At 36.6% G+C, this 11,003-nt stretch carries 13 protein-coding genes; all 13 read left to right on the forward strand.

Translation table 11 applies throughout. The annotated features are described in order from the left end of the window. Positions 1-255: hypothetical protein (locus CYP51_RS01285; RefSeq protein WP_219809025.1), on the forward strand; the 255-nt coding region annotated here is incomplete at its 5' end. Then, complete coding sequence (locus CYP51_RS01290) at positions 252-1,625, forward strand: anti-sigma factor antagonist (RefSeq protein ID WP_103624071.1); 1,374 nt, start codon at positions 252-254, stop codon at positions 1,623-1,625. The genes CYP51_RS01285 and CYP51_RS01290, both read left to right, overlap by 4 nt. 9 nt (positions 1,626-1,634) lie before the next feature. Further along, a complete protein-coding gene (gene rpe / locus CYP51_RS01295; RefSeq protein ID WP_103624072.1) occupies positions 1,635-2,282 on the forward strand; it encodes a ribulose-phosphate 3-epimerase in 648 nt (215 codons plus the stop codon). Next, positions 2,279-3,079: a 3'-5' exonuclease gene (locus CYP51_RS01300; protein WP_103624073.1), complete on the forward strand. Its 801-nt coding sequence runs from the start codon at positions 2,279-2,281 to the stop codon at positions 3,077-3,079. Before rpe ends, CYP51_RS01300 begins: the two co-directional genes overlap by 4 nt. Positions 3,080-3,202: 123 nt before the next feature. After that, positions 3,203-3,493 (forward strand): hypothetical protein, encoded by a 291-nt coding sequence (locus CYP51_RS01305; protein WP_258032759.1) that lies wholly within the window; start codon positions 3,203-3,205, stop codon positions 3,491-3,493. A gap of 178 nt (positions 3,494-3,671) precedes the next feature. Further along, complete coding sequence (locus tag CYP51_RS01310) at positions 3,672-5,045, forward strand: sodium-dependent transporter (RefSeq protein WP_103624074.1); 1,374 nt, start codon at positions 3,672-3,674, stop codon at positions 5,043-5,045. Between the two features lie 10 nt (positions 5,046-5,055). Next, entirely contained in the window at positions 5,056-6,258 is a 1,203-nt protein-coding gene (locus CYP51_RS01315) for a M48 family metallopeptidase (RefSeq protein WP_103624075.1), read from the forward strand. Continuing rightward, positions 6,248-7,060: a peptide chain release factor N(5)-glutamine methyltransferase gene (prmC, locus tag CYP51_RS01320; RefSeq protein WP_103624076.1), complete on the forward strand. Its 813-nt coding sequence runs from the start codon at positions 6,248-6,250 to the stop codon at positions 7,058-7,060. Before CYP51_RS01315 ends, prmC begins: the two co-directional genes overlap by 11 nt. Positions 7,061-7,070: 10 nt before the next feature. Beyond that, positions 7,071-7,550 (forward strand): DUF4149 domain-containing protein, encoded by a 480-nt coding sequence (locus tag CYP51_RS01325; protein WP_103624077.1) that lies wholly within the window; start codon positions 7,071-7,073, stop codon positions 7,548-7,550. After that, entirely contained in the window at positions 7,534-8,316 is a 783-nt protein-coding gene (locus tag CYP51_RS01330) for a threonine/serine ThrE exporter family protein (protein ID WP_103624078.1), read from the forward strand. The genes CYP51_RS01325 and CYP51_RS01330 overlap by 17 nt, the downstream gene beginning before the upstream one ends. Beyond that, on the forward strand, positions 8,309-8,833 hold the full coding sequence (locus CYP51_RS01335) for a threonine/serine exporter family protein (protein ID WP_103624079.1): 525 nt from the start codon (positions 8,309-8,311) through the stop codon (positions 8,831-8,833). Before CYP51_RS01330 ends, CYP51_RS01335 begins: the two co-directional genes overlap by 8 nt. Positions 8,834-9,000: 167 nt before the next feature. Further along, positions 9,001-10,215: an SIR2 family protein gene (locus tag CYP51_RS01340; protein WP_103624080.1), complete on the forward strand. Its 1,215-nt coding sequence runs from the start codon at positions 9,001-9,003 to the stop codon at positions 10,213-10,215. After that, the coding region (locus tag CYP51_RS01345; RefSeq protein ID WP_141089677.1) for a helicase HerA domain-containing protein at positions 10,215-11,003 on the forward strand (789 nt) is incomplete at its 3' end. The genes CYP51_RS01340 and CYP51_RS01345, both read left to right, overlap by 1 nt.

Here is an 11,003-nt window from a genome sequence, read left to right on the forward strand (position 1 = left end):
GACGTAAGCTATAATAAAATTTTGCAAAAAAAATATGGCTTTAGTCTTTGGGATATTTTTTTAAAAGCAATGAATATGAATAAACAATCATTAAGCAAGATTGATAAAGAGATGCTTTGTTTTTTTGAGATTTTGCTCTCTTATGAGTCCAGCAGGCCTGAGTTTTATGATTTTGGAGTTGATAAAATTTTAGATATCAATGTTTATCCAGAGATGCAAACTATTATATTTATTAAAAAAGCTCTACAAAAATGAAATTAACTTTTAATGGTTCTATGGCTATTATAAGGCCTTTTGGTTTTTTGGAAGCAGAGAATGTTCCATTAAAATTAAGTGAAAAATATATAAACCAAATTTCATCGCGTGATATCAGCGCTATACTGCTTTCACTAAAAAAAGTTACATTTTTTAGTCCTATTTGGCTTGGTAGAGTAATTGAAAATTTAAGCGAAGAAGCGCAAAAGCTTGGCGTGGTATTTGCGATTTGCGATTACAATGAAATTTTTTATGAATTGATGATGAGAACAGTTAAGAATATTTTAAATATCTCGATGTTTGAAAGTGAAAATATCGCAAGCTTGTTTTTAAATAAATTTCTAAATAACGCAAATGGCAAAGTATTCATTTATAACTCAACTGAGCAGTACAAACACTATTTAGCTAATTATCTCAAAAATCGCTCATTTGATGTGATTGAGGCTAGAGATGCAACCGAGTTTAATAAAAAAAAGAATTTATATAGTCATGCAGTATCGCAGCTAAATCATGTGAGATTAAGACAAAATCAGATAGATACTTTTATAAAAGATGGTGTCGTTATTTATGCCATAAAAAGTTTTATGGATTCAGATTTTATTGAAGATTTTGATATGTCAGCTCATGACATTATGCTAAAAATCGGATATAAATTTTTTATTTTATGGGTAAATATTTCTGGTGCTTTAAATATAAGGGGTGCAAGATTTCTAATCAAACTTGCTAGCATTAGCAAAAGATCAGGTGCATTTATTTCGCTTTGTGGTATAAACGAATCAAATTTATCTATTGAATTAGTAACGTATCTTAAAGATGCAAATATATTTATCTATAAAAATTTAAATGACTTTTACAAAGATGACACTATTTTTTATCTTAAAAAAAGAGACTTTGATGCAGAGCCAGTAGATATTAACAAGAGCGTTGCTCAAATTTCATCTTATGTGACTCAAATTGCGAGCAAAATTATCTCACAGTTAGCAGAAGAAGAAATTTTGTGCGTTGATACCAAAGTTAGTGCGCTTGACATAGAGGATGAGTGCGATTATTTGCGTATTTGTATTCAGTATTATGGTGATATTTACGCAAGAGTGCTATTTGGAGTAAAAAAAGATAAATTAGACAAAATTTGCTCTATTTTTATGCCTGAAGGCGATGATTCAAATGATTATTTAAGTGGATATTCTCAAATTTTTAGTATCATTACGGATAAATTTTTGACTCATCTTTGGCAAAAAGGCATAAAAGTAAAAGTTAGCTTGCCTAAAATTTTATCCGATGATGTTTTTTTCGATCACAATAGTGTAGGCATCATGAATAGATTAGATGTAAAAGATGACGAAATAGGCTTTGTATTTGTAACCAAGTAAGGAGAAGAAATGTACGTTGCACCTAGTATTTTATCGGCTGATTTTGGAAATTTGGCAGCTGAGATAAGAGCCATTTGTGAGGCTGGGTGCGATCTGGTGCATGTTGATGTTATGGATGGGCATTTTGTGCCAAATTTAACCATCGGACCAGTTGTGGTAAAAGCCGTTGCAAAAGCAGCCACGAAGCCACTTGATATACATTTAATGGTTGAGAATAACTCGTTTTTTGCCGACCTTTTCTTGCCACTAAAGCCAAAATTTCTAACCTTTCACATTGAAGAAGAGAAGCATCCATTAAGACTCATAGACCACATCAGGAAAAATGACGTTAGCCCTGGCATCGTGCTAAATCCGCATACGCCAGTTAGTGCGATCGAGCATATCATTGATGAAGTTGATATGGTGCTTTTGATGAGTGTAAATCCTGGCTTTGGCGGTCAGAAATTTATGCCAGTCGTACTTGAGAAAACAAGGGCGCTAAGAGAGCTAATAGAGCGCAAAAACGCCAAGTGTCTCATCGAAGTAGATGGTGGTGTGAATGGACTAAATGCGCCTGATCTTGAAGAGGCTGGAGCTGACATCTTGGTGGCAGGCAACTACATCTTCTCATCAAATTCTTACGAACAAGCCATCCGCGCCATAAAGCTTGAGTTTTGAAACCAAAAAAACAGCGTTTAGAAAATAGCATAGAAATTTTAGCTAGGCAAAATTTAAGCTATCATGAGTTTATTTTAAGATTTGGCGATATCGAGGAAATTTCATCTATTATTGACGTGCGCGACCTTGATATGTGGCGAACTCTTGGGCTTGACATCACTAGAAACGAAGAGAATGAGATCGAGCTTGGCACGAGATTTAGAGATATTGGCGAGCAGGAATTTTGCGTGGTTGACATCGAAACGACCGGCGGTACGACGAGCGGACAGATCATTGAAATCGGTGCGATAAAAATGAAAAATGGCGTTGAGATAGGGCGTTTTGAAAGCTTTATAGCAGCTCCTATGGTGCCTGAAAATATCACCGAGCTAACTGGCATAAAGGCTAGCGATTTAGTTGGCGCGCCAAATTTGCTAAATGTACTTGAGCGGTTCAAAATATTTCTTGGAACTAGTGTTTTTATCGCGCACAACGTAAATTTTGACTACGGATTTATCTCTCATAGCCTAAATGAGATCGGCCTTGGTATGCTGCTAAACAGAAAGCTTTGCACCATCGATCTTAGTCGCCGCACTATCGCTTCGCAAAAGTATGGACTTGGCTCGCTAAAAGAGCTTCTTGGCATAAACAATACCCACCACAGAGCCCTAAATGACGCAATAGCTGCAGCTGAAATTTTTAAAGTTTGTCTCACACGCCTACCTTTTAGTATCCAAACGACAGAAGATCTGATAAATTTTAGCAAAACAGCTCCAAGCGTGAAGCTAAAACCTGAACCGGTTTTATGTGCGAATTAGCGATAAAAAATTATTCACAATCAATACAAAATTACTAAAATTAGTTATTAATTTTTATGCAATCTCTAGCTTTTAAAGGTTTTTATAGAGCAAAATTTTACCTTTATTGGCTCAAAGCCAGTTTTGAGAAATTTAAAAGGTTATAAAGCGGATGATTATAAAAATTTTGCCGATATTAAAAAATTTATCAGCTCAGATCCAAGCATAAAAAGTAAAATTTTAAGCGGCGAAATAAACTACATCGACGACAATCTAACCAGTACGGAGGTTAAATTTGCACCTGAGTATTTTTGCGATTTTTTAAAATTTATAGTTGAAAATATCCCAGAACATCACTATTTTTGTAGTCCCAAGGAGGGCTGGATATTATTCATTGCGATGGAGGGATATGTGGAATTTGGTGTTTTGCCCTAATAAATTTATTTTTAAGCAGTTGTCTAAATTTATCCAGAAAAGGCAAAACGTAAAAAAATTTATTCGTAAAAATTCTTAAAATTAACAAAAAACTGAGCTTGCATCCTAACACCGCTTGTTGCTAGCAAAATTTAATCATTTTTTTTATATAATCCCTATTTTTCACAAAGGCAAAAAGATGGATAGAAAATCTTGGAGTTCAAGGCTCACATACATTTTAGCTGTTGCAGGAGCTACGGTCGGCTTTGGTGCGACGTGGCGTTTTCCGTATTTGGTCGGGCAAAATGGCGGCGGTGCCTATGTGTTCGTGTTTTGTATCGCGATGATCATGATTGGCATACCGATGATTTTAGTTGAAAACGCGATCGGCAGACGCCTAAAATGCAACGCTGTGGACGCTTTTGGTGGATCGATAAATGGTAAAAAGATCAGCAAAAAGTGGCAGATCGTTGGCTGGATGGGGCTTGTTGGTGCTTTTGGTATCATGGCTTACTATATGGTTATTGGTGGCTGGGTGCTAAACTACATCGCCCAAATTTCATTTGGTTTGCTTGATCTCTCGCATGTGGTTAGTTTTGAGGAGACAAGTGCATTTTATGAGCAAAATATCGTAAGCAATCCACTTGCTATAAGCTTTGCAACGCTTGTTTTCGTGCTAGTTAATTACGCTATTTTGGTACAAGGTGCGGTCGGCGGTATCGAGCGATCAGCGAAATTTTTAATGCCGCTACTTTTTATTTTAATGCTTATTATGATCGCTAAAAATATCACACTTGATGGTGCAATAGAGGGTGTAAAATTTTACTTAACACCTAACTTTTCAAAGATAAACTTAAAGCTTTTCGTTGATGTTTTGGGGCAGGTCTTTTTTGCGCTCTCACTTGGTTTTGGTGTGATGATCACGCTTTCTAGCTTTGTGAAAAAAGATGAGGGTTTGGTTAAAATCTCGATCATTACGGGCGTTTTAAACACCATTATCGCCGTGCTTGCGGGCTTTATGATATTTCCGTCGCTCTTTAGCTACGGCGTATCGCCAGATAGTGGCCCAAGCCTCGTGTTTAAGAGTTTGCCAATCGTTTTTTCGCATATGCCTTTTGGTGGATTTTTTGCGGTGGCGTTTTTTGCACTATTAATGATCGCTGCACTTACGACATCGCTACCAATATATGAAGTAATAATCACGACACTTCAAGAAAAATTTAAGATAAAACGCAAGAAAGCAATATTTTTAGTCCTTGGAGGTATATTTATTTTAGGAAATTTGCCTTCGCTGATGGCTACAAATATACTAAGTCACGTAAGCATTTTTGGTAAGAATATTTTTGATGCATATGATGCAATAAGCGCAACGATATTTTTTGTATTTACTTCATTTGGGTGTGCAATATTCGTAGGTTGGGTGCTAAAAGATGATGCAAAAAAAGAGATTTTGCAAGGTAGTGAAAAACATGCAAAATTAATAAATGTCTGGTTTTGGTATATAAAATTTGTCGTGCCGTTTATCATTTTGGTGCTTTTTATCAGCTCGTTTTACGATAATTTTTTAAAGTAGGGCGTAAAATATGTTTTATCTTTTACTCGGTATTTACTTTTTTTACGTTGCTGCAAAGGTGTGGCTAGCGATTTTGCAGATAGGCTTTATCCGTGCGGAGGCTAAAAAGCCGGCCGTCGTGCTAGAACAGAATGAATACGAAACCGCCGCTGCCGCAGCGATAACTAATCAAAAATTTGAGATAGTTAGCCTTCTCTATCACGCCGCGATATTTATGATGTGGGCGTGCTGGGGGCTTGGCGCGATATCGGGGCATGCCTATAAAACGGGAGATATAGGCGACAACGTCTTTATGGTTATGGTATTTTTGCTCGTTTCGTCGTTGTTAGAACTACCGCTAAATATCTACGAAACCTTCGTCAAAGACAAAAAGCTCGGCTTTTCAAACGTAACGCCTAAAATTTTCGCGCTTGACCTGCTTAAAACGCTCGCGCTAACGCTGGTTTTCGGCACGCTGTTTGTGTGGCTGGTGCTGCTTTGCATTAGATTTTTGGGCGATTTTTGGTGGTTTTGGGCGTTTTTGCTAAGCTTCGCGGTCGCGCTTGTTATAAATCTCATCTATCCGACGCTCATCGCGCCAATTTTTAACAAAATGCAGCCGCTAGAAGAGAGCGAGCTAAAAAGCTGTATAGAAGGGCTTTTAGCGCAGTGCGGGTTTAAAAGTAGCGGCGTTTTTACGATAGACGCTAGCAAGCGCGACAACCGCTTAAACGCCTATTTCGGCGGCCTTGGCGCGACTAAACGCGTGGTGCTTTTCGACACGCTCGTTAAAAAACTAAGTTTAGAGGAGATAATCGCCGTTTTGGGGCATGAGCTGGGACACTTTAAGCACAAAGATATCCTAAAAATGATCGCTCTAAGCGTGGTTATGCTTTTTGCGATGTTTTTTATATTCGGCAACATCCCAGACGCGGCGTATCAAGCGCTTGGGCTTCATATCGGAGGCGGCGGAACGATCGTGTTTTTGCTACTTTTTTCGCCGATTTTCGGATTTTTATTTTCGCCGGTTAGCTCGTATTTTAGCCGCGCGAACGAATTTGGCGCCGATAGATTCGCGGGCGAAATCTCAAACAAAACTGACATGATAAGCGCGCTAAAAAAACTAGGCTCCGAAAACAAGGCCTTCCCGAAGGCCCATCCGCTCTATGCGTTCGTCTATCATTCGCACCCAAGCCTTTTTGAGCGCATAAACGAGCTGGAAAATGAAAATTGAAGAGGCTCTTAAAGAGGCTAGTTTAAGGCTAAGCTCACTTTGCCAAAATCCAAGCAGAGTGGCTAAAATTTTGCTTATGAATTATCTTGATGTAAGCATTGAATGGATATTTTTAAATCAAAAAAATGAATTTGATGAGAGCGGCTATTTTGCCCTAGTTAAAAGGTATGAAAACTACGAGCCTCTTGAATATATAACTGGTAAAGCTAGCTTTTATGGGCTTGATTTTTACGTGGAAAGCGGAGTGCTGATCCCAAGACCTGAAACAGAAATTTTAGTGGATAAAGTAATAGAAATTTCACGCGAATATAATGAACCAAAGATCGCAGAAATAGGCACAGGAAGCGGCATTATTAGTATCATGCTAGCTCTAAAAACAAAGGCAAATATCGTAGCAACAGACATCAATGAAAAAGCTTTGATGCTTGCTAAAAAAAATGCAGATAAATTTGATGTAGGTGGGAGGATCAAATTTTTAAACTGCTCTTATGTGGATGAAATTTTAGAAGATATTGATATTTTGGTTTCAAATCCGCCATATATTGCAAGAGGCTATAAACTTAGTAAATTTGTACTAAACGAGCCAGAAAGTGCGCTCTTTGGAGGTGAAGTGGGAGATGAAATCTTAAAAGATATTATTCTTATAGCAAAAGATCGTAATATCAAAAACGTTGCTTGTGAGATGGGGTACGATCAAAAAGCAAGTATGCAAAAATTCTTAGAGGCCAATGGTTTTGAGTATAGTTTTTACAAAGATTTGGCTGGCTTTGATAGAGGCTTTTGCGCGAAGTTAAAAATATAAAGGAGAGAGTTTGAGAGGAGTTTATTTTTTGCTTTTGGCAGTACTTATAGGAGCTGAGCTAACGCTTGGTATTTTAGTGGCGCCAGTCATATTTTTCCCACAAAGCATCATAGGGGATGGCGTACTTACGCATTTTATGAGCGGTCAAATGATGACAAAGATATTTTTGAAATTTAATTATATTTTGCTTTTTATAAGCATAGTTATAATGATTAGCGAGCTATTTGATCTTAGAAAAAAGCTTATTTTTTCACTAAAATTTAGCATGTTAATGCTTGCTTTTTTAAATTTGGCTTTAGCTTTTAGCTTTGTATTTTTCTTTACGCCTTTTATAGTTTACGCTCAAAATTTGGGTGTTGACGCGACACAGACGGCTGAATTTGTCAAAATGCATAGTGCGAGTGAATATGTGATGAAAATCATGCTTGTTTTACAAATCATTTTATTTTTTGTGAAATTTAAGATTAGCCAAAATGAACGCAAAGCCTGATATTCAAGTCTTAACAAATTTTCTAGTCGAATACACGAGTGCGATGGTGAGTGCTGGCACCTACACAGCGCGTGTAGAAAAGTGCGTAGATCGCATAGCTAAACACTACGGCTACGACGTTAGCGTGACGATTTTCGTGAAGTACTTTACCATTAGCGTGATGGACTCGGCCGACAACTCCCTGCGCCGAACCTACGTGAAAAAGATCCCGCTAGGGCAGGTGAGCTTTAACCGTATTTCCGAGCTTTCGTCGCTTAGCTGGCGGATTTTGGACGAAAATTTGAGCTTAGAGGAGACCAAAGAGCAGTTTGAGGGCGTCATGCGCATCGGGGCGAATAAATTTACAAGCTCGCTTATTTTAATAAGCCTTGCAAATGCGGCGTTTTGCAAGCTTTTCGGCGGCGATGCTGGCTCGGTAGCTTGCGTATTTTTCGCGACTCTGGTCGGTTATAGCCTCAGATTTGCGCTTGCTAAAATGGGCGTAAATTTAAAAATCCAATACGTCCTAGTCTCGTTCGTCGTCTCTTTTATCGCCTATCTTGGCGTATTTTACGGCTTTACGCACACTAGCGACGTCGCGATCGGCTCGTCGATACTCTTTTTGATGCCGGGCGTTTTTCTCATAAACTCGGTCTTTGATATCCTAAACGACAACACGCTAGTGGGTATCAGTAGAGCCGTGAGCACGGGCATCTTGATACTTTGTATCGCAGTGGGCGTCTATATCACGCTCTCGCTTAGTAGCGCGGAGATTTTACATGTTTGAGCTTTTGACCGATACGCTCATAGACGGCGCTTTTGCCGCGGTGGCGGGGCTTGGCTTTGCCTACGCTAGCTCGCCGCCAAAAAGGACTCTCGCCTTTTGCGCGCTGCTTGCGGCGTTTGCGCACGCTAGCCGCTTTTGGATCATGCAGATGGGATTTTTTAACATCAGCGTCGCCACGCTTATCGTCTCGTTTTTAAGCGGGATTTTAGGTATGCTCTTTGCCAAACGGCTAAAAGTGCCCGCCGAGATCATCGCATTTCCCGCGCTTTTGCCGATGGTGCCGGGAGTTTACGCGTATAAGGGCATTTTGGCGCTGTTTTCGTTTCTAAACGAGACTGATATCGCTAAGAAAAACGAATATCTAATCATATTTTTCGATAACGCGATCACGACCACGACGGTCTCGCTAGCCCTTGGCGTCGGGGTTTCTGTGGTGCTTATTTTATTTTACGATCAGTCCTTGATGATTACTCGCGGCGCTAAGTGCGATCTAGTAACAAAAAAAGTGAACGAGTAATTTTAACTTTTGCTATAGAATTTGCATCACTTGTTGATGGTTGTTATTGTTTTTGTCTGAACTTTTATTAAATTTTGTTAATAACAGATAAGTTTGGAAAAATGAAATAAAATAAAGGGTGCAATTAAAATATCTAAAAAATTAAATGGGAAAGTGAGAATAGAAATATGTGTGAAGCTATTAGAGTAGAAGAGGAAAGTAATATGTTTTTTTACCAAGGCACTGAAGAACTTTTTTCAAAAAATAAACTAAACAATGACGGTGAAAAGCTATCTTTTTTGAAGCAAAAAATTACAGATTTGTTAAATATAAAGAATATACATTTTTTATTTGGTTCAGGTGTAAGCTCTGGTTCGATTCCTACAATGGCGGGGTTTATAGAAAAGGTTGAAAAGAAGCTAGAGCTAGAAGATAAAGCAATTAAAGATATTTTTAATAAATTAAAGAATAATGACGCAAATTTAGAAAGTATTCTTGGTATTTTATATTCAAAAAGAGCGTATCAAGAAGGAATAGAAGAAGAGGATAAAGACATAAAGAGGCTTATAGATTTAATTGAAAATACAATGTTTGAAGGTATAAATATAAATATTCTTGAGGACGAGTTTAAAGAAACAAGAGATTTATATGAAACTTTTTATCAAAAAATAACATATAGAAACAAAGACCTTAGCAGGGTAAATATTTTTACTACCAACAATGATCTTTTCAATGAGAGAGTATTAGACAAATTAAACATTAATTATAACAATGGTTTCGGTGGCGGACTGGATAAGTATTTTAATCCAGCTAGATTTGGCTATACTTTTTCCAAAAGAATTGAGGCAAGTGTAGAAAAGTATGAGCCATTAGATAATATGGTATATTTATATAAATTACACGGTTCTATAAATTGGATCGAGGAAGAAGGTAATAGTCTATTTAATATCAAGGAAGTTAAGATTGATGAAAGATATAAGCCAAATGATAAAAATGTTTTAATATACCCAAATCCTCTAAAACAGGGCAAAAGTTTAACTGCTCCATATTCTGATATTATTAGAGAGTTTCAAAGGAAACTATTGCTACAAAATAGTGTGTTATTTGTTGTTGGGTATAGTTTCAGTGATGAGCATATAAATAATATTATATATCAAGCATTATCAACAAATTCATCTCTATCAATAGTGATATTTGGAGATTATTCAGAAAAATCTATTTTTAAAGTTAATGATAAACGAATTTATAAGGTTCATGGAAAAGTTAATGATGAAACAATTCATTATTTTGAATATATTGTTAATGAGCTAATTCCGAATCTTAATGAAGATAAAGGTGAAAATATTCTGAAAAATTTTGTTGATGCTTTAAACAAGGAAAAGAATCAAAAGGGAGCAAAATAATGAGCATAGGAAAAGTAGTCTCCATTAATTTTAACCAGTTTAAAGTAAAAATTTTTTCAGAAATTACCGGTGGATCTGTAAACATTAATGGTGATACATATTATTTTGGAAACATAGGTAGTTATTTGAAGACTGTTAATGCCATAGGGGAATCAATAGTTTGTGAAGTTGTTTCTATTTTTGATTCTGATTTATACAATGAAGCAAAAGCCTTTAATGTTGATGGGTATAGGGAGCTTATGCTTAAGCCAATAGGAACTATAAATAAAGAGAATAAATTTTCCTTAGGTGTCGGAATTTATCCGAGCTTATATACCAATGTGGATATTATAACTAATGAGGATATGCATATTATATTATCTAACGAATATGATGTGAACGAGCCAGAGATACATAAAAGTTTTAATTTGGGTATTAGTAAAAATCTAATAAATTATCCAATTAGTATTTCAATAGATGATTTTTTTAATATACATTCTGCTGTGCTAGGAAACTCTGGAAGCGGTAAATCAAATACAATTGCTCACGTTATTCAGTCGATTTATAGAAAAAAAGAAAACTCCGCAAAAGGATCAAAGCTAATAATATTTGATGTAAACGGCGAATACAAGCAAGCTTTTAAAAAAGATTTAAATGAAGAAATAACAATAAAATATTTTAAACCAAATTTGAAAAAAGAAAATTCAGATGACCATATAGAAACGTTTTATATGCCACATTTTTTAATGTCACTGGACGAATGGAGTTCTTTTTTATTAGCAACAGATGCGACTCAAAGACCTTTTTGG

This window comes from Campylobacter concisus, from assembly GCF_002912895.1.
GTDB lineage: Bacteria > Campylobacterota > Campylobacteria > Campylobacterales > Campylobacteraceae > Campylobacter_A > Campylobacter_A concisus_G.